19 protein-coding genes are annotated in these 19,184 nt (G+C 55.6%); 12 read left to right on the top strand and 7 right to left on the bottom strand.

Going from position 1 to position 19,184, the window contains the following annotated elements:
• Positions 1–34 precede the first annotated feature (34 nt).
• Both WHS88_03895 and WHS88_03890 read right to left on the bottom strand, forming a co-directional pair.
• On the bottom strand, positions 35–1,078 hold the full coding sequence (locus WHS88_03895; protein ID MEJ5259314.1) for a 4Fe-4S dicluster domain-containing protein: 1,044 nt from the start codon (positions 1,076–1,078) through the stop codon (positions 35–37).
• 34 nt (positions 1,079–1,112) lie between these two features.
• Positions 1,113–1,727: a redox-sensing transcriptional repressor Rex gene (locus WHS88_03890; protein MEJ5259313.1), complete on the bottom strand. Its 615-nt coding sequence runs from the start codon at positions 1,725–1,727 to the stop codon at positions 1,113–1,115.
• A gap of 714 nt (positions 1,728–2,441) precedes the next feature.
• Between WHS88_03890 and WHS88_03885 the strand changes: the two genes are divergently transcribed.
• Entirely contained in the window at positions 2,442–3,560 is a 1,119-nt protein-coding gene (locus WHS88_03885; protein ID MEJ5259312.1) for a HEAT repeat domain-containing protein, read from the top strand.
• Between the two features lie 77 nt (positions 3,561–3,637).
• Here WHS88_03885 and WHS88_03880 read toward each other — a convergent pair whose 3' ends face one another.
• The 4 genes from WHS88_03880 to WHS88_03865 form a co-directional block, all read right to left on the bottom strand.
• The gene (locus tag WHS88_03880) at positions 3,638–4,423 is read right to left on the bottom strand and encodes a FliA/WhiG family RNA polymerase sigma factor (GenBank protein ID MEJ5259311.1); all 786 of its coding nucleotides are present in this window, start codon (positions 4,421–4,423) and stop codon (positions 3,638–3,640) included.
• Between the two features lie 149 nt (positions 4,424–4,572).
• Positions 4,573–5,397 carry a MinD/ParA family protein gene (locus tag WHS88_03875; GenBank protein MEJ5259310.1) on the bottom strand — a complete coding sequence of 275 codons (825 nt, stop codon included), beginning with the start codon at positions 5,395–5,397 and terminating at the stop codon, positions 4,573–4,575.
• Between the two features lie 154 nt (positions 5,398–5,551).
• Positions 5,552–5,968 (bottom strand): hypothetical protein, encoded by a 417-nt coding sequence (locus WHS88_03870; protein MEJ5259309.1) that lies wholly within the window; start codon positions 5,966–5,968, stop codon positions 5,552–5,554.
• A 37-nt stretch (positions 5,969–6,005) separates the two neighbouring features.
• Positions 6,006–6,281 (bottom strand): MerR family transcriptional regulator, encoded by a 276-nt coding sequence (locus tag WHS88_03865; GenBank protein MEJ5259308.1) that lies wholly within the window; start codon positions 6,279–6,281, stop codon positions 6,006–6,008.
• Positions 6,282–6,733: 452 nt separating this feature from the next.
• On the opposite strand from WHS88_03865, the gene WHS88_03860 reads away from it, so the two are divergent.
• The 7 genes from WHS88_03860 to WHS88_03830 all read left to right on the top strand — a co-directional run bounded on the left by WHS88_03860 (position 6,734) and on the right by WHS88_03830 (position 13,174).
• Positions 6,734–7,807 (top strand): sensor domain-containing diguanylate cyclase, encoded by a 1,074-nt coding sequence (locus WHS88_03860; GenBank protein MEJ5259307.1) that lies wholly within the window; start codon positions 6,734–6,736, stop codon positions 7,805–7,807.
• Between the two features lie 147 nt (positions 7,808–7,954).
• Complete coding sequence (locus WHS88_03855; protein MEJ5259306.1) at positions 7,955–9,307, top strand: replication-associated recombination protein A; 1,353 nt, start codon at positions 7,955–7,957, stop codon at positions 9,305–9,307.
• Complete coding sequence (locus tag WHS88_03850) at positions 9,300–9,899, top strand: 5-formyltetrahydrofolate cyclo-ligase (protein MEJ5259305.1); 600 nt, start codon at positions 9,300–9,302, stop codon at positions 9,897–9,899. The genes WHS88_03855 and WHS88_03850 overlap by 8 nt, the downstream gene beginning before the upstream one ends.
• Positions 9,892–11,013: a L,D-transpeptidase family protein gene (locus WHS88_03845; protein MEJ5259304.1), complete on the top strand. Its 1,122-nt coding sequence runs from the start codon at positions 9,892–9,894 to the stop codon at positions 11,011–11,013. The genes WHS88_03850 and WHS88_03845 overlap by 8 nt, the downstream gene beginning before the upstream one ends.
• An 8-nt stretch (positions 11,014–11,021) precedes the next feature.
• A complete protein-coding gene (locus tag WHS88_03840; GenBank protein MEJ5259303.1) occupies positions 11,022–11,933 on the top strand; it encodes a hypothetical protein in 912 nt (303 codons plus the stop codon).
• 9 nt (positions 11,934–11,942) lie between these two features.
• Positions 11,943–12,722 carry a MotA/TolQ/ExbB proton channel family protein gene (locus WHS88_03835; protein MEJ5259302.1) on the top strand — a complete coding sequence of 260 codons (780 nt, stop codon included), beginning with the start codon at positions 11,943–11,945 and terminating at the stop codon, positions 12,720–12,722.
• Entirely contained in the window at positions 12,719–13,174 is a 456-nt protein-coding gene (locus WHS88_03830; GenBank protein ID MEJ5259301.1) for a biopolymer transporter ExbD, read from the top strand. Before WHS88_03835 ends, WHS88_03830 begins: the two co-directional genes overlap by 4 nt.
• Before the next feature lie 33 nt (positions 13,175–13,207).
• Here WHS88_03830 and WHS88_03825 read toward each other — a convergent pair whose 3' ends face one another.
• Entirely contained in the window at positions 13,208–14,602 is a 1,395-nt protein-coding gene (locus WHS88_03825) for a sigma-54 dependent transcriptional regulator (GenBank protein ID MEJ5259300.1), read from the bottom strand.
• Positions 14,603–15,036: 434 nt separating this feature from the next.
• Between WHS88_03825 and WHS88_03820 the strand changes: the two genes are divergently transcribed.
• The 4 genes from WHS88_03820 to WHS88_03805 are packed head-to-tail and all read left to right on the top strand — an operon-like array spanning position 15,037 to position 19,174.
• On the top strand, positions 15,037–15,471 hold the full coding sequence (locus WHS88_03820; protein ID MEJ5259299.1) for a flagellar hook capping FlgD N-terminal domain-containing protein: 435 nt from the start codon (positions 15,037–15,039) through the stop codon (positions 15,469–15,471).
• Between the two features lie 18 nt (positions 15,472–15,489).
• On the top strand, positions 15,490–17,214 hold the full coding sequence (locus WHS88_03815; GenBank protein ID MEJ5259298.1) for a flagellar hook-basal body complex protein: 1,725 nt from the start codon (positions 15,490–15,492) through the stop codon (positions 17,212–17,214).
• Positions 17,215–17,231: 17 nt separating this feature from the next.
• Entirely contained in the window at positions 17,232–18,437 is a 1,206-nt protein-coding gene (locus WHS88_03810; protein MEJ5259297.1) for a hypothetical protein, read from the top strand.
• Complete coding sequence (locus tag WHS88_03805; GenBank protein MEJ5259296.1) at positions 18,434–19,174, top strand: flagellar hook basal-body protein; 741 nt, start codon at positions 18,434–18,436, stop codon at positions 19,172–19,174. Before WHS88_03810 ends, WHS88_03805 begins: the two co-directional genes overlap by 4 nt.
• Positions 19,175–19,184: the final 10 nt, after the last annotated feature.

The raw sequence follows: 19,184 nt of genomic DNA, 5'->3' as shown, positions 1-19,184 counted from the left end.
CTGTTTCTCCTTAATGATTCAGCATTCGGCACTGTCAGCCGAGTTTTGTATCCTGCAGAAGACGATTGTACACTTCGACGGGGTTGGCGATTTTGGCCGTACAGGCGGAGATGCATCGCCCGCAGCCGACACAGGCGATTTGCCCGCCGATTTTTTCGGGCACGTATTTGCCTTTTCGATAGAGCCGGTGACGGTAGCGGGCGGCCCTGTCTTTGCGGAAGTTGTGATTGCCTGCGACCGTGGCGAAATTTTCCAGCAGGCAGCCGTCCCAGGCTCGGAAGCGGTATCCGGTTTTCAGGTCCCAGTTTACGCGGTCCTGCACATCAAAGCAGTAGCACGTCGGACAAACCTGATTGCAGGAGCCGCAGGAATAGCACAGCCGTGCTTTTTCCTCCCAGACGGGATGGTTGTAGCTTTGTTCAAGGACTTTGGGGAGCAGGGAGGGTTTGCACAGCAGAATATGTTTGTTCAGCACGGCGTTGTTGTGTTCCCAAACAGCCTTGCGGGCCAGCAAATCGGCCTCGGAGGCGGGGACGGCTGAACCGGCCAGCCGGATGAGCTCCTGCCCTTTGGCGGTGGCGGCATCGGCCAGAATCGAGCCGTCTTTGAGGACGGTCAGAAGGATATCATAGCCGCTGGTGACGGTGGCGGTGCCCATGGAAGAGGCAAAGACGTTGGCGCTGGGGGTGACAACATCGAGGGCGATAATGGTAATCTGACAGCGCCGGTCCATATAGTGTTTGTCGTATTGTCCCTGACGGAACAGTTCATCCATCTGAAGGATGGCGGCCAGGTCGTAGGGGTGCACGCCGAGCAAAATCATCGGCTCGCCTTCCTGAACAGAACGGCAGGGGCCGCAGACTTCAAATTCAAGAAGTGTTTCCACCTGCGGAAGAACGTATTTTTTCGGGGGAAGGATAGTCACGTCGTAATCGAGCCGCAGGTCGGCGGCGGAGGCCAGAGGGCCGAAGGCAAAGCGGCCGTTTTTGGCCTGGGGAGCCATGACGGGTCGACCGGTTTTGAGCAGGGTCGAAACGAAGTCATCGAACTGCTTGGGGGTGAATTTCAGTACGCTCATGGTTTTGGGTTCCTGTTGTTCTGCATGTTCCTGTTTACAAATAATAAGGCAATATACTCAGCTGGGAAGCCAGGTCGATGTCGATTTTTTTGACGGAGGCCGGGACTTTCAGGCGTCCGGGCGAAAAATTCAGCAGTCCGCGAACCCCGGCCTTGACGAGTTTTTCTGTGACAGACTGAGCGGCATCGGCCGGCACGGCCAGGATGGCCAGATGGATATTTCGTTTTTTCAGTCCGGCCAGACGGGCGGCGCTTTCAATGGTCAGATGACCGATTTTCTTTCCGATTTTTTTGGGGTCATTGTCAAAGACGGCGGCGATTTCGAGGTTGAAGGAGGAAAAGCCCGGATAGGCTACCAGCGCGGTTCCGAGCCGTCCGGCGCCCACGAGAGCCGTCTTCTGGGTTTTGTCCAGTTTGAGAATGTGCCGAATGCGCTGGGCGGTAGTCTGGACGGGATAGCCGACGCCGCGTCTTCCGAAGTTTCCGAAGTAAGACAGGTCTTTGCGAATCTGATGGGGGTTCAGTCCGAGCCGCACAGCCAGCTGCCGGCTGCAGACAGTGAGCTCTTTTTCGCCTTCCAGTAGTGAGAAAGCCCGCAGATACATGGGCAGCCGCTGAATGGTTTCGTCTGGAATCCTGCGGTACTTCATCTTCCCTACGGAATTTTATTTGTGCTCACATTCACAAACGACAGCCGCAATATAGCGTAAAAAAAACAATTCGTCAATCACTTTGTCTCAATAAATCAAAAGTTTTTCACAACAATCAAAGGAAATAATCTGTCGTGCATCACAAAAAGGCCTACTTTAAACAGGATGAATCCGGGATTCAGCCGTTCCGGCGGGGAGTTTCTTGACGAACCTGCCGCGAAAGAATAGAGTAAATGCCTTATCCAAAAAGAAAGGACTGCCAATGCCGATTTTTGAATATAAATGTTTGGACTGCGGGAAGATTACAGAGGTCTTGGTTCGGTCTTCGGAGGCCCAAAAGCCTGTTTGTGAACATTGCGGGTCGAAAAAGACCCAAAAGCAGTTTTCCACGTTTTCCGCCCAAGTGAAAGAGTCCGTTTCTCCCGCCAAACCAGGCTGCATGTCTTGTCCGAATCAATCCTGCCCTCATTCCGGGTTGATGTAAGTTCTTAAATGGCAAGAAAATAGATATATTCCCGGGATTGCATGGTTTTTGTCTAACAAAAAGACTATTTGTATCTATTATGTTTTGACGTGATTCTTTTTGGTTTTTGGGGGATTTTCGGCTTCGATTTCGGATTCTTATTTGCCATAATTACTTAAGGATGCGAGGTTTATTGACGAAAAAAGAGAGGAATGCTGGAAGAGTGCCCTACGGATTAACAGGATTCGTCAATGACAAAGCGAGCCATTCAATCTGTCTGCTGGGGGGGATTGGTGATTCTTTTGCTGGCCGGATGTGCCCGAAAGGGAAAGGCTGTTTCGACGGACGATTCAAAGCAGGCCCTGGAAGAGCAGATTCAGACGCTTCGGGCTGAGCTGGAGTCGGTTCGTAATGAATTGGCGGCCGAACGAAAACTCTCTCTGGAGCTGGCGGGGCTTCTGCGGCGCTGTCGGGAAGGGGGCGGGCAGGCTCAGGTAGTCTCCTCCGAAGGAGTCTTCCCCGCCGCCCCAGGGGAGAGCAATGAACAGCAGCAGCTTTTGAGAAAGGTACAGGAATTGACGGAAGCCGTCGAGCGGCTCCGAGAACAAAACAGACGTCTTGTATCAATGCAGTCTTCCCAATCCGCCGGTGCCCCTGCGGCACAGAGCCGGCCCCGGCAGACTGCGGTCGAGGTTTATACGGTAGAACCTTCGGAGAATCAGAAACTCCGGGAAGCCTATGAGGCGTTTTCGGACGAGAGGGCGTCTTCGGAACGGCTGGCGGCCCTCGAATCGACGGCGGAGATGGCGATGGAGCAAAAGCCGGAGCTGCTGGGGCTGCTGGAAAAGGCGCTGGAGGACCCGGACCCGGAGGTGGTTCGCACCGCCGCCCAGATGCTGGAGCTGTATCAGACTTCGTCAGTGCTGCCGCTGCTGGAAAAGGCCCTTCACTCGCGGGATGAGCAGGTTCGGTTAAGTGCCCTGGAGCCGCTGGAGAAGATAGCCGACCCCCGAAGTGCCGCCCTGTTGGTATTGGCACTCAGCGACCCGTCGGATGCGGTTCGCGGACGGGCGTTGGATATTATCCGGGTACAGCCCCCCGATATTCAGATTCTTTCGCTGAAACGGGCGATGGGGCTGTCATCGGACGATGTGAAGCTGGAGGTTCTATCGCTGCTGGAGCTGCGGGGGGATAAAGCGGCGGTGGAGGTGATGCTGGAGGGGCTCAAAGACCCCAGTCCGGAGTTTCGCGACCAGGTCAGGGAGGTCCTGCGGCTGCTGCTGGACCAGGAATTTGCCGGCTACAACCAGGCGGTTCAGTGGTGGAAGGTCAACCGGGCCCGCTATGATGACAATCTGCTGGAGCGGTAAGGGGGCTTGGGCTCAGGAGTTGCGCAAAAAAAAGCGTGCCAAACAGCACGCCGGGGAGGTTTGAAAAAGGCAATCCGTCAGTCCGCTGCTACAGCAAATTCCTTTTTTCGGCTGTTGAGCTGGGCCTTCAGGCGGGCGATGATGGAGGAGTGCATCTGGGAAACGCGGGATTCGGACAGGTCGAGGGTGGCCCCGATTTCTTTCATCGTCATTTCTTCATAGTAATAGAGGATGATGATGAGTTTCTCCGCCCGAGTAAGCCCCTTGGTCAGGAGGTTCTTGAGGTCCCTTTTCTGGGCTTCAATGACGGGGTTTTTGCTGCGCTGGTCTTCGATGACATCGATTTCGCGGATGTCTTTGTCGCCGTCTGATTCATTGAATTTGGTATTGAGGGAGACAACGCCGACGGCATTGGCATCCCGCTGAAGGCGGTGAAACTCGTGTTTTTCCAGTTCAAGTTCTTCGGCCAGCTCTTCTTCGGTGGGAAGCCGTCCGAGGTGGGCTTCGAGGGTCTGCATAGCCCGGTCGAGCTGGTGGGCCCTGGCGCGGACCAGGCGGGGGACCCAGTCCATGCTGCGCAGTTCGTCTAAGATGCTTCCGCGTATCCGGGGGGTGCAGTAGGTTTCAAATTTGACCCCTCGCGACGGGTCAAAGGCATCGATGGCGTCTTTAAGCCCGAAAATGCCGGCACTGATGAGGTCATCAATTTCCACTTTGTCGGGGAGTTTTGCCCAGATTCGCTCGGCGGTGTATTTCGCCAAAGGCAGGTAATGTTCGAGCAGCTGGTTTCGGGCTTCGTTGGAACGCGTTCTGAAGAATTCTTCCCAAACCTGCTCGACATTTTGGATACGGGCGGTTTTCATGCTTCAACCTCCATGTCTGACACATTCATTTCCGCATTCTTCACAGCCGCGTCCGATAACCTTTCCGTTCAATCCTTTTTTCCTTTCTGTGCGCTGGGCGCAGTCGCTTGGCCCGAGCGTTAAGGTATCGGCAAAAAGGCCGTGCATCTTTAGAAAAACCAATTGACCACTTTTCGAAAGAACCCTTCTGATTCGGTCTGCATGGGGATAGTATTGGTAAGCCGGTGGCTGAGGGTTCGGATTCCTCTCGAAAAGGGAGATTTTGGAAACGCCTGCACCACAGGCTTCTGCATGCGGACCGCTGTTTGAAGATATTCGTCTCGGCAGAGGATGCCGGCTTCGTAGATGGCGGTTCCGAGGAACCGGGCTGCTACATGGGCAATCTGCCGGCATATTTTTTTGCCTTCTTCGATAGAGGAGGCCATATTGACCAAAAGACTGATTCGTCCGGTGTATTTTTTGGCCGTCAGCACTTTGATGACGGCATAGGCATCGGTCATGGCGGTAGGTTCCGGTGTTGTTACGACCAGGGTGTGGTCGGCGGCCAGACAGAAGCCGATGACATTTTGACCGATGCCTGCTCCGGTATCGATGACAATCATATCTGCTCTGTTCTGAAGGCGGTTAAACTGGCTGATGAGCCGATGCTGCTGAAAGGGGGTCAGATTGGCGATATTGTCCAGGCCGGAGCCGCCGCAGATGACCTCAATCCCCGCCGGACCGATGTGCGTAATCTGCTCGAGGGTCTTTCGGCCGTCGATGACATGCGACAAGTTGTAGCGGCTGCTGAGGTTCATCATCACGTCCAAATTTCCCAATCCGAGGTCGGCATCCATCAGAACGATCCGCTGACCGGCCTCGGCCAGGCAAATCGCCAGGTTTAATGAGATATTCGTTTTTCCCACTCCGCCTTTGCCGCTGGCCACAGCCATCACAGCGGCTCGGCTTTTCTCCTCATTCCTAATCTGCGTCATTCTGCCCTGCCTTCGACGTTGTCATCCATCCGGTTGTGCAGCGGGGCACGGTTTTCTGAAAAAAACAAACCGGGCCGCTCCGCTCCCGTCGGTTTTGGGAGACTCCAAAGGTCTCCCTTTCGTATTCATCGAGCCGGCGGCTCGAGGGGCGGTCTTATCTGGCGGCGGCGGATTTGCTCCTGACATGAGCAAGCAGTTCCGCCGCAATTCGGTTATTCAACAGGTTTTCGGACAGTTTTTGCATCTGCGACTGAAGATAGAGCGACGGGTTGGAGGTCAGCAGACGGTGCGCTTCCGGGTCCGTCATGGGCTCAATCTTCAGATTTCCGTTGGGCTCAAATCGTATATGTCTGCTGTCGCAAAACAGCAGCCGGTTTCTGCAGAGATGCTCGCAGAGCGCCTGCGTGAGGCACTGAGCGAATTCAGCCGCCGGCAAATCCTGGGGCACAAAACCAGGGTTGCCGCGGTCCAGAATGTTCCGAAAGAGGATTTCTTTCCGCTGTTCCGTAAAGTCGAGGATTTGTGTCAGCAGTTCGGTGATGTTATCGGTTTTTACGGCTGTGATATCCATATCCGTCCCTTGCTTGCGGCGCCTTTGGGGCTGCCGGTCAGTTATGCACCGAAGCAGCAGATTCCTCGTTGAGCAGTTTTCGGATTTCCGTTAAGCTTTTTGTTCGCTTCAATTCTGCGATTTTTTGCAGGCGTTCAAAGACCGATTCGTCATAGAGTCGATGCCCTCCCTCGGTCCATCCGGACTCCCGGATCAATCCCATTATGGTATAATTGTGAATGGTTTGTCGGGTGAAGGGGGTGTATCGAACGATTTCGCCGATTCGGAACAGTTTGGCCGGCACTTTAAAAGTTTGTCGCTGCGGATTGTTCATATCAAGCTGTATTAGTATCAGTCTGTGCTTACGGTTCCGGTTTCTTTGTTTTTTCCTGACCCATCGCCGACGGGCCAGGCGGCTCAATGCATTTTACGTTTTACAAAATGTAAAATACATTTCTTTCTTATTGTCGAGAAAAAAATGAAAATTTTTAAAGATTTTTTTTGCGGGAATGATAACTCTGTTTCGGCAATGGAGTTGCGAGCGGAAAAAATTTCAGTGATTTCGAAGAACGGCTCAGGTTCTTCCCGGTTTAGTTCATCCGGCAAAGAAAGTTTAGGCCTTTTTGGGAAGGGCCGATAATATTTGCGGTTTCGCGAGTATGCTCTGCGGATATCCTTCGAATTTTCTTTTTTGTCTGTGGTTAACCTGCCGTCCGGGAGTACCGATATAAAAACGACAACTTTTGCAACGGGAAGTTTTTTTCGGAGAAGGCAAGAAAAGGACCTATGACCAAAGAGCAGGAACAACCCAAACCGTCGGAGCGTTTGTGTTCAGCCGGGGAATGCCGTTTGGTGACGATTACCCCTCTTGCCAAACAGATAAACTGTCTGGATGTCAAACGAATTGCCGATTTGTGTGTGACGGAAATTCCCCGTCTGATAGGGGCCAAACTGGCTTCCTTGTATATTCTGGATGAAAGCAGCGATATTCTGCATCTGGAAAAGAATAATCATCCGTTTCTGATTAATAATATTGTATCGCTGAATCAAAATCCGCCTTCGCCGATGGTGGCGGCGATTCGGAGCCGGGAATTGCTGGTGGTGGACGGGGAGGAATCGCTTCGGGGACCTCAAATCAGCGGTACGCTTCGTCAGTTTTCCGGCAATTACAAGGGGCGAAGCTGCATCATAGCCCCGCTGGTCTGCCACGGCCGAGTGGTGGGGGTTTTGAATTTCAGCGAAAAAATCGGGGGCGGCAGTTTTACTTCGGATGATATTGCCATTGTGGAGCTGTTTCGTCATTTGATTGGCGCCTCGATTGGGAATATTCATTTGTTTGAGAAGACACAGCGGCAGGCCAAAACGGACGGTCTGACGGGAATGCTGAATCACCGGACGTTTTATGAACAGCTGGAAATCGAGCTTCGCCGGGCGCAGCGGTACAGCACAAACCTGTCCATCATTATGGCGGATGTGGACAATCTGAAGCCGATAAATGACAATTACGGTCATAAAGCAGGGGATATGGCCATCAAACAGATTGCCCGGCGAATCAGTGCCTGCATTCGCCAAATCGATATTGCGGCTCGCTATGGGGGTGATGAGTTTGCTGTGATTTTGCCGAATACGTCGCTGGAAGACGCGGTGGTTGTGGCGGAACGAATGGTGGAGATGGTCAAGAGCACCCCAATGGTCTGGGAGGGGCATCGTATCAGTCTTTCCATCAGTGTCGGCGTCGGGCAGTATTCCCCGGACAGCTGCATGAGTGATGTAACCAAAGCGACTGACCAGGCGCTGTATGCCGCCAAACAGGCCGGGAAAGGACGCGTGAAAGTTTTTGCTTCCGCTGCAACCGCCTAAATAACCCAAGTTCTCTATTTTTTCTTTCAGGTTCTCCTTGCCCGTTCGGATGAAAGAAAATAGACTTTTTCTCTGTTTCCGATATAATCGGAAGCTATGAGAAAGGGACAGGCGGAATCCTTATTTTCCGGCTCAGAGAAGGAAGCTTTGAGTGCTCATGCGCCGCTTGCGGTCCGGATGCGGCCGAGGACCTTAGAGGAGTTTGCCGGCCAGGAACATTTTGTAGGACCCGGAAAATTGCTTCGCCGGATGCTCGAGGGCGGGACGATTACGAGTTTGATATTTTACGGGCCTCCCGGCTGCGGCAAGACGACGCTGGCCCAGATTATTGCCGGACGGATTGAAGCGGCTTTTCATTATCTCAGTGCGCCGGCGGCTTCTGTAAAGGATGTTCGGGAGATTATCGAGAAAGCCAAAGACCGGCTGATTGAAAAGCGGCAGAAAACCCTTCTGTTTATCGACGAAATTCACCGTTTTAACCGGGCTCAACAGGATGTCCTTCTGGATGATGTTGAAAACGGGGTTTTGACGCTGATAGGGGCCACGACGGAAAATCCGTTTTTTTCTGTGAATTCTCCGTTAATCAGCCGCAGTACAATTTTCACCTTTGAGCCGCTGAAGAAGGAGGATATTTTATCTATTTTAACGCGGGCTCTGAAGGATGAACAGAGGGGCTATGGAGCCCTGCCGCTGGAGGTCGAACCGGCGGCGCTGGAGTTCTTGGCCGTAATGAGCGATGGAGATGCCCGAAAGGCTCTGACGGCGCTTGAAGTGGCGGTTTTGTCGCAAAAAAAGCAGAACGCACAGGGACGGATTCGTATAGATTACCAAACCGTTCGGGAATCGATGCCCGGCAAGTCGATGGTTTATGACGGGACCGGAGATACGCACTATGATTTGGCCAGTGCTTTGCAGAAGTCGATGCGAGGGTCAGACCCGGATGCGACGGTGTACTGGCTGGCTCGGATGATAGCAGGCGGGGAAGACCCGCGGTTTATCGCCCGTCGGATTGCGGTTTGTGCGGCGGAGGATGTCGGGAATGCGGACCCCCTGGCGACGGTTTTGGCAGCTTCGGCGCTGCAGATAGCGGAGTTTGTGGGGATGCCGGAGGCCCAGCTGGCCCTGGCTCAGGCGGCGATTTATATTGCCTGCGCCCCCAAATCGAATGCCTGTGCGAAGGCGATTTGGTCAGCGGTTTCGGATGTCCAGTCGGGGCAGACGATTCCGGTTCCGATGCATTTGCGGGATTCGCACTATGAAGGAGCCAAAAAACTCGGATTTGGGATTGGGTATCGATATCCGCACGACAGTCCGTCGGGGTATGTCGAGCAGGATTATTTGGGCCGACCGCTGGAGAAACCTTATTATGTTCCGAAGGATATCGGACGGGAAAAAAGCATCAAAGAGTATCTGGAAAAGCTGAAAAAATCAGTTGCCCGTATGCAAAAGGACGGTAAAAAAGGGAATCCGGAAAAAGCCGAGCGGAAAGCGGATGACTAAATCAGAGCTTCGGGAACAGATACGACGGCGTCTGGCCGCCTTGTCGGATGAGGAACGAATGGAGAAAAGCCGCCTGGTCTGCCGATGGGTAATGGAGTCGGATGTGTTTCGGAAGGCATCGGTTGTGATGGCGTTTTTATCGATGCCGCATGAGGTGGATACGACGCCGATTATTCTCGGGGCCTGGCGTCAGGGCAAATCGGTGGCTGTGCCGAAAATCTCCTGGGCCCAGCGGCATATGATTCCCGTGGAGATTCAGTCGCTGGACAGCGGGTTGGAGACGGGGCAGAAAGGGCTTCGGAATCCGACGGGCGGGGTACCGGTGCCGTATGAGGAGATTGATTTGGTGTTGACGCCGGGGCTGGCGTTTGATGCGCAGGGGAATCGGCTGGGACGGGGCGGGGCGTATTATGACCGGTTTTTCAAGAGCCCGGGGCTGTCAGCGGTTCGATGGGCGCTGGCTTTTTCTTTTCAGGTTGTCGAGGCGGTTCCAGCCGGCCCGGACGATGAGCCGGTGGATGCCGTAGTAACAGAAACAGGAATTCTTTTGTGTCGGAAGCGAACCCAATCGGGAGGACAATCATTTGGCTAAAGGAAAATATCGACCGTATGGGACGGGCAGCGAGGCTGCCCGCCGGAATCGTCTGATTGCGATTGTTCTGATGCTTTTGATTGCCGGGCTGGTCATTCTGATTCAGCTCCGCAAGAAAAAGGCGTCAGCCTCCGGGGTTTCGGAGGGAGAAATCCCGAAGGTTTCCTTGTCGGAGATAGCCCCGTCGGCCCCGTCGCGTCCGGAGCCGCCGGCGGTAGAGATTCCATCTGCCCCGTCTTCAGCCCCTTCTTCGGCTTCGGCGCCGTCTTCTTCGCCGGCGGAGAAACCGCAGCCGCAGCCCGAACAGGCGGAAACGGGCGGTTCTGTCGGGGCTGCTGCGGTAGCACAGGCCGCCAGTCCGGAAATTCAAGCTTTGATTGAGAAGGCCGTGGAGGCCCGAAAAACCGGGAAAATTATAGCGGCTCGGGATTTTCTGAATGAGGCCCTCCAGAAACCGATGAGTGAGGTGCTTCGGGATGAAATTAAGCGTCAGCTGTCTCTGCTGGCCGGCCGATGGCTCTTCAGCCGCGAAGTGCTGGAAGGGGATACTCTGACCGAGTGGTACCAGGTCCAGCCGGGGGATTTGCTGACCAGGATAGCCAATACCTATAAGGTTCCGTATGAGATTTTGATGGAGATAAACGGGATTCGCAGGGCGGAAAGTCTTCAGGCGGGTCAGCGGATTAAGGTGATTCGGGGTCCGTTTCATGCAGTCATCAGCCGCAAACGGTACACAATGGATTTGTTTCTCCAAAATCAGTACATCAAAACCTATCGGGTAGGGCTGGGGACGCCCGGCCATGAGACGCCGCGGGGGCTTTGGCGGGTTAAACCGAATGACAAGATGATTCAGCCGCCCTGGACGGACCCGGATACAGGCCGTCGGTATGTGGCGACGGACCCGGATTATCCGCTGGGCTCCCGATGGATTGGTCTGGAGGGGCTGGAAGGCGAAGCGAAGGGGCGAACCGGGTTTGCGATTCACGGGACCAAAGAGCCGGAAACGATCGGGACCCAGTCGTCTCGGGGGTGTATTCGTCTGCATAACGGAGATGTGATTGAGGTGTATAATCTTCTGTTTGCCGGCCAGTCGCTGGTGCGTGTGGAGGATTGAGCGGTACGGTGGGTGAAAAAACCGGAAAGAGCGTTGGGGCCGCTGGTCGGTTGGGTGGACTGGGATGCTGGCTTCTTTCGGCGGCGCTTCATGCGGTCTGTCTGGGGGCTTTGGCCTTTGTTCATTTCCCCTCCGGCGGCGGGACGGCGGACTCTGCGAGCGAAAGTTTTTCGGTATCGGAAACGGCTGCCCGGCTGCGGATGCCGGAGCCGACTTTTCCCAAGCCCCAAATCAAGCCGCTGATGACGGAGCGGGTACGGCCGTCTTTGGAGCGGATGGAAGCCCCGTCGGTTCATTCGTCGGGGCTGGAACTGCCTGCTGCGAGTATTCCCTCCCGTCTTTCAGAGGAGTTGACGGGACCATCCGTTACATTTTTTGGGGCCCGCTGTTCGGCGGAGCGTATCTGTTTTGTCGTGGACTGCTCCGGAAGTATGTTCGGGCGGATGGGTCTGGTGCGTCGGCAGCTGACGGAGGCCGTATCCCGTCTGACGCCGGACCAGTTTTTTTCGGTGCTTTTTTTCGGGGGCGGCGGCCGGATGTGGGAAACCGGTGCGGGAGAGCTTCGTCGGGCTGTTCCGGCCTTTAAGCAGGAGGCGTTTCGGCTGGTGGAGTCGATTCGTCCGGAGGGGCGGGCGGACGCCTTGCCTGCCCTGGCCCGTGCGATGATGCTGAAAACGGCGGACGGGCGGGGTCCGGATTTGATTTATTTCCTGACAGATGGGTTCGACTTGACCCCGGAAGGAACGGCTCATCTGGCGGAGCGGGTTCAAGAGCTTCGAACGAAACTGGCCCCGCAGTCAGTGATTCATACGATTGCATTCTGGGCATCTGCTGCGGACCGAGAGGTCCTTCGGACGATTGCGGCGCAAAGCGGGGGCTCTTTTACGTGTGTGGACTATGAACCGGAAGGGGCGGATTAGGAAATCAGGATGACGGCGGAAATCGGGATAACAGGCAGTTCATGGTTTGAGCGTTTTTTTCTGGCCGGCGGGCCGATTGTGTGGTTTGTGCTGCTGCCGATGTCGGCGGCGATGGCGGCCCTCGGGCTGGATTTGGGGATTCGTGTTCGCCGAAAGAGTCTGCTGCCGGCCGGTCGTGCCGCTCAGATTGCCGCCCTGGCAGGGCGGTACGGACTCTCTGGGCTGGAAAGCCGGCTGAAACATGCTTCGGATTTTCTCGGCTGTGCCGTGGTTCGGGCTCTGTCCGCCGGGCGTCGGAAGGGTTTTGAGATGAGTCTGATGCGCGAGGCGGCGTCGGACAGTCTGCGTCAGCAGGGACTGTCGCTGCTGCGGCGGGCGGAGGGATGCCATTTAATCGGCACGGCAGCGCCGATGGTTGGGCTTTTCGGGACGGTTTTCGGGATGATTCAGGCGTTTACCCTATTGGGCTCGTCGGGAGGACAGCCGCGTCCGGACCAGCTGGCGGAGTCTATCTCGGTGGCGCTGGTGACCACGTTCTGGGGGCTTTTGACGGCGATTCCGGCGCTGCTCCTGCATGGGTTTTTCCGGAACCGAATTGAAACCCTGGTCAGTCAGGCCTGTGTGGAAATGGAAGGACTGCTGGATCGGCTGGCGGAAATGGGATGTTTCCGGGGTCTTTCTGACGGGATTCACCGAAAAAGTCCGGCGGCGCCTGTTCCCCAAGACAGCCCCCGTGCGGAAGAAGAGGAAGAATCGCCTGTAGAACTGGAGTTTGAGGCGGAGGAATGAGCCGTCCCTGGCAGAGCGACCGATTCGAGCCGTCTGGTGTGCCTGACCTGACACCAATAATTGATGTGGTGTTTCTGCTGATTATCTTTTTTCTGCTGGTGTTTCAGTTTATCAGTATTGAAAAAACGGATGTTCAGGTACCGGAGTCGATTCGTTCGGCTCAACCGGCGGCGGAGGAGGTACTGGCCACCGTTACTGTGGGGCAAGACAAAGAAGGAAAAGTGTTTTTCCAGGTCGATGGGGTGCCTGCCGACGCCGCGGACCTTCGGGGGTTGCCTTCCGTAATTGCGGAGATGATTGACCGGCGTGCGGCTCAAAAAGCAGACGTCCGAAAGATTGTTCGGCTTCGATGCGACCGGCAGATTCCTTTCGGCACAGCCCGGTATGCCCTGGAGGGGATTGCCCGCAGCACGGCTACGGATATCCAGTGGTCAGTGATGAAGGAAGAGTGATTTTTTGACGGAGCAATCGGACGGCCGGTGTGTTCAGGAGACGGGCTGGGTTTTTTTCTCCGGTTCCTGAAGATTGTACTGCTTGACCTTTGCATAAAGGGTAGCCCGGGTGATGCCGAGCAGAGAGGCCGCCCGGCTTTTCTGCCAGCCCGCTTCTTCGAGAGCCTTTTTGACCAGTTCCCGCTCGGCTTTTTCGAGGGAAAAATCCTTGATGGGAACAGCGGGGGATGTTTCCTGCGTCTGTTCGGCGTCGAAATAGAAGGCCGGATTCAGCCAGAGGCTGCTGGTTCCGATTCGGTCTGCGGATTCGAGGAGAATGGCTCGTTCGATGACGTTTTTCAGTTCCCGCACATTGCCGGGCCAGTGGTATCGAGTGAGCATTTCGGCGGCCATGGAGGTCAGGCCTTTGATTTTTCCTTTCTTTTCCGGGCAGATGGTCGAGGTCTGGATGAAGTATTCGGCCAGGAGCAGGATGTCGTCTTTTCGCGATTCAGCCCGAAGCGGCGCCAGAGGGATGGGGCAGACGCATAACCGGTAGTAGAGGTCTTTTCGGAATCGCCCGGCCTCTACTTCCTGAAGCAGGTTTCGATTGCTGGATGCGATGATGGTTGCCCGGCAGTCGATTTCCTCCAGACCGCCGACTTTGCGGAATTTGCGCTCCTGAAGGACGCGCAGGAGTTTGGCCTGCAGGTCCAGGGGCATTTCGCTGATTTCATCGAGAAAAACGGTTCCGGTTCCGGCCAGCTCGAGCAGGCCGATTTTATCACGGTCTGCGCTGGTAAAGGAGCCCTTGGTGTGTCCGAAAAGCTCGCTTTCGAGCAGGTTGGCGGTCAGGGCGGCACAGTTGATAGCGACAAATTTCTGCTGGCTGCCGTTGCGGAGGATATGGACGGCGCGGGCGGCCAGCTCCTTGCCGGTGCCGGTTTCGCCGACAATCAGCACCGGATTGCAGCTGCTCTGGGCCACCAGCCGAATCATCCGAAGGGTCTGCATCATGGCCCGGCTTTTGCCGACAATGGAAACGGAGGAAGGACAGTCTTCCATGAAGAAGCGGGCGTCGGAGGCGGATTCCTGCTGGTGGAGAAGGAGCCGCTGGACCGCCCGGCTGAAGTCATCGGCATTTTCAATATTGAGAACGCACTCGGCGTGTTGGTATTCGCTCAGATAGGTTTCCAGCGCCGGGCAATTAATGGAGCCGGCAATCAGAACGGGTCGTTGGAGGCTGCTCTGCCGGAAGGCCCGGAGGGTTCGCAGAATCTCGGTTCGTTCAATGTCTTCGCCGAAAATGATGAGGTTGGGTTCGACGGCCTCCAGAAGTTCCCACACGTCGTCTGTTTCATCGGCGGCATAAAGTTTCTTTGCAAAAGGTCTGGCTGCCTGCTGTGTGTTCGGCTGTCTGCCGACGACCAGAATCTTTTCCAAAGTCATATGCACTTACTCACGGAACGGTTCATCCTCAGTTTGTTCAAATCAGCGTACTGCTACCATCGGCAGGCGGAAATAGGAAACTTTAATAAATTATGGGACGGTCCAATAATTCAAAACCCGCGCGGCGGCAGGCGGATGAAAGGGGTTCTGTGGCAAAGTTATCGGACTTATTCCGGAAGGTATGGAAGAATGATGCGGCGTTGATTGGAGCAGAACAGGAGGAATAATTTTCCGACAGGTGCGAAAATTTTTGCCTTGCTAAAGCGGGTGGAGAGACCGGCGTCGTTTCGTGAAGAAAATATTTAAGTTTCTTTTTTTGAGAAGGTTAGAACTTTTACGGATTCAGCAGTCGGGCATCTGGCATAGATGTTGCAAGGAAATCTTCTTTGGAACGTGAAGACCTTTTGACGGATTTTTTTTGGGAAGGAAACCAAATGCCCTCGATTCAGTCTGCGGCAGAACAAAAACTGGATTTTATGAAGCTGCTGGTGACGGAACTTCAGTATCAGAATCCGCTGGAACCAATGGACAACCATCAGATGGCGGCGCAGCTTGCCCAGTTTACCCAGTTGGAACTGACGGAAAAGATGAACAGCAATCTGGAAACCATCAACCAGACCATCAGCCGGATGAATGTCGGATTTGCCGGAGCGATGCTGATGGCGGAGATTGAATATGCCCGTTCGCTGCTGGGGCATACAATTACGTTTTTCAGCGATACTTATCAGCAATCCCTGGAGGGAAGTGTCAAGGGGATTCGGTTTGTCAGCGGCGAGCCGGTTTTGCAGGTGGAGGCAAAAAATCCTCTGAACGGTTCGGCACTGGAGACTGTCAACGTGACTCTGGATCAGGTTAACAGCATTCAATAATCCACAAGGAGTACTCATATGGGTTCGGCGCTATCAGCAGGGGTATCGGGATTGAAGGCCCATCAGGCGATGCTGGATGTGGCGGGCAACAACCTGGCGAATGTGAACACCATCGGGTTTAAGAGCAGTTCGGTGACATTTGCGGAGCTGCTCAGTCAGACCCTCAAGCGTGCCAGCGGTCCGTCAAACAGTCTGGGCGGGGTGAATCCGCAGCAGATGGGCAGCGGCGTGGGGATTGCCTCGATTCGGGTGAACACGACCCAGGGGAATATCGTCTCGACCGGTCAGGATTTGGATGTGGCAATCGACGGCTCGGGTTATTTTGTTCTGAACAACGGGCTGCAGAATGTCTATACCCGCATCGGGTCCTTTGCCGTGGATGCAAGAAATATGCTGGTGGACCCGGCGACGGGATACCGGGTGCAGCGGATCGGCAACTACGGGGAGGCGGAGGGCTTTCAGACAGTAGGCGACTCGAATATCCGCATCCCGTGGGATGCTTCGATGCCGGCCCGGGCGACGACGGAAATTACGCTCAACGGCAACCTGCGTGCGTCGGCGGAAAGCACGGCGGCGACGGTGAATAAGATTATGGCCAACACGGCCTTTACCACCGGCGGCGGCGAGCGGGTGGCGACGGCGAATACTTTCTTGTCGGACCTGGACCAGTGGACTGTGCCGCTGCCGGCCGGACAGACCAGCCGAATTGCCGTAACGGGGACTCTGGAGGATGGTACGCCTTTTACGGATTACATCACGATAGAGGGGGCGGACCCCGGCTCCGGGCCTACCGTGCAGGATTTGCTGGACCAGATTACAGCGATGTTCAGCAATTCGACGGCGACGCTGAATTCAGACGGAAAGATAGTCATTACGGCCAATCAGGCGGGGTATAACCTGGCGATGATTACCGGGATGACGTATGAGCCGGCCGGTGCGGATGCGTTCCAGCTGCCGACGTTTTTTGATTATGTGTCCATCGGCGGCAACGATACCAAGAACTTCAAGATTACGGTCTATGACAACATGGGCGAGCAGCACGTGCTCAGCGGCACGTTTGTCAAGACCAACACGACCAATACTTGGGATTTGGTGATTGATTCAATTACCGGTGAACTGAGGGGGTCGTGGGATACCTATGACATCCATAACTCCAGCGCGCTGAACCGTCGGATATCCGGGATTGAGTTCAATCCGGACGGTTCGTTTAAGGGAATTTCACGGCCCGGGGAGGAGGCGGTCATCGGAGTGCAGTTTACCAGCAATCCGTCATCGATTCAGACGATTCGTCTGATTCTGGGAACCCCGGGGGAGTTTACCGGTCTGACGCAGTTTGCCTCCCAGCAGTCGAGTGCAGCGGCCCTGACGCAGGACGGTTATGCAGCCGGAGCCCTTTCGAACATTACAATTGACCAGACGGGGATGATTGTCGGGACGTTTACCAACGGGGTGCGGGTGAACATTGCAGCGATTCAAATCGGAATTTTCCAGAACCCGGGCGGTCTGGAAGCGATCGGCAACGGCTACTTTATGCCGACGGCCAACTCCGGGGAACCGATTGCCACGATGGCGGCAACAGGCGGGGCGGGAAAGCTGACCGGCCAGAGTCTGGAGCAGTCGAATGTGGATATTGCGACGGAGTTTGTGACGCTGATGCAGGCCCAGAACGGCTATCAGGCGAACGCCCGGACGATTCGGGTGGCCAACGATGTGCTGCGTGAACTGACCAATTTGATTCGGTAAAAAAGGAAAAAGGCCTAATGGTTTGGGGCTGTCTTCAACCGATGGTGCTGTTTCTGGCGGGTCTGTCGCCGTATGAGCGGTTTGAGGCGATGCGCCAGATGGAGCGCGGCGGCCAGTCGGGGCTGACGGCTCTGCTGACCAACAAGTGGTTTATTATCCTGGGCTGGTCGATGATTGCGGTTCTGCTGCTGATTCTGGCGGCGATTCGTCTGCAGCAGCGGGAGCGGGAGCGGCAAAAGCAGCTTCGTCTGTTTGAAGAAAAAGCCGTCCTGTTCGGGCTGACGCCGGAGGAGCGGGAAGTGCTGCTGCTGATTGCCCGTCAGGCTCATGTCCGGCAGCTGGTGAATATCTATTTCCGTCCGCAGGAGTTTGAGGCGGGGATGGCGCGGCTGCTGCGGCGGACGCTGGCGGCGGCCGCCGATGAGGAGCAGCGGAAACGACAGGTGGCCGTGATTGAGTCGATCAAGCACAAAATCGGGTTTGTCAAGACCGGCGGCACGACCCGAAGCCGAACCCGACGCAGTCAGTATCTGACCAGCCGGCAGATTCCGTTGGAGGCGGAAATCGCCGTGGTTCCTGCCCTGTCTCTGGAGAATCGGGAGTACCGGGCCAAAGTGGTGTCCAACGAAGTGACAGGGCTTGTACTGGACGGGACGGTTCCGTTTCCGCTGAAGGCGGGAGACGCCTGCACGCTTCAATACATGATTGGGTCGGTTCTGTGGGGATTTGATGTGGTGGTCATCAGCTGTGAAGGGGCCCGTCTGAAGGTCTGTCATGTGGACCATGCGCGGTATCTCAACCGCCGGCGGTTTGTCCGGGTGCCGCTGCATCAGCCGATTTGGGTGGCAAAGTTTCCGGTGTTTGTTCAGACGGACAAGCCCGCTATGCCGGTCTTTCAGCAGGCGGAGGTGGTGGAGTTTTCGGGGCCTACGCTTCGGATTCGCGGCGGGCTGAATGTCAATAGACGGGAGCGGGTTCTGGTGATTTTCGAGGTGGAGCCGGGGCGTGTGGTGCAGGATATTGCGGAAATTCAGCGGGTCGGACGCAGCGGAACCGGACCGTTCTGTGTGGCGGAGCTGATTGGACTGGATGCCCGCAGCGAGGATGAAATGATTCGTCTGACCAATCAGGCGGCGATTGAACAGGGTCTGGAGGGAGCTGGAGAAGAGGATGTTATGGACGAAGAGAAAGCGGAAACTCAGACGGAGGTTTCTGTCGGATGATAGACGGAGCGGAACGCATTGCATCGGGGTTGAACAGTCTGGCTCGGCAGCTGGAGGTGACGGCGCACAACGCCGCCAATGCGCAGACGGCGGGCTTTAAGCGCCGCGTGCTGACCTTTGAGCAGGAGTACCAAAAGACGCTGGAGGCCCTTTCGGGCGAGCGTTCGCTGCGCAGCAACCCAATTCAGACTCGCCAGGAGATTGATTTTTCCCAGGGACGGCTGATTCAGACGGGCAATCCGCTGGATGTGGCGCTGGAAGGACGGGGTTTTCTGACGGTGCAGACGCCGGACGGTCCGATGTACACCCGCAACGGCTGTCTGCAAATCAACGCCCTCGGGCAGCTGACGGACAGCCAGGGACGGATTGTAGCCGGCGAAAACGGGCCGATTCATGTGCCCGCGGACGCCTTCGGAGCGGACATTCAGATTTCGCTGGACGGGGTTGTTCGCGTCGGCGGGGTGGAGGCGGGCCGGCTTCGTCTGGCGGATTTCGGAGACAAGGAAGGGCAGCTGATTCCTTCCGGATTCGGGGTTTTTGCCGCTCCGGCGGGGCTGGAGCCGGCTCCGGCGGCCGGTGTGAAGGTTCGCCAGGGCTATCAGGAAGGGTCCAATGTTCAGCTGGTTCAGGAAATGGTCAATATGTTGACCCTCTCGCGGCTGTATGAGGCGAATATGAATGTGCTCCGCCGGCAGCGGGAGAACTCACAGGCGGTGTTGTCAGCAGTCAATACCTGAAAGGAGAATC

The sequence above is a fragment of the Anaerohalosphaeraceae bacterium genome, from assembly GCA_037479115.1.
GTDB lineage: Bacteria > Planctomycetota > Phycisphaerae > Sedimentisphaerales > Anaerohalosphaeraceae > JAHDQI01.
The sequence above is the reverse complement of the archived record's forward strand: the minus strand, read 5'-3'. Positions and strand labels throughout refer to the sequence as shown.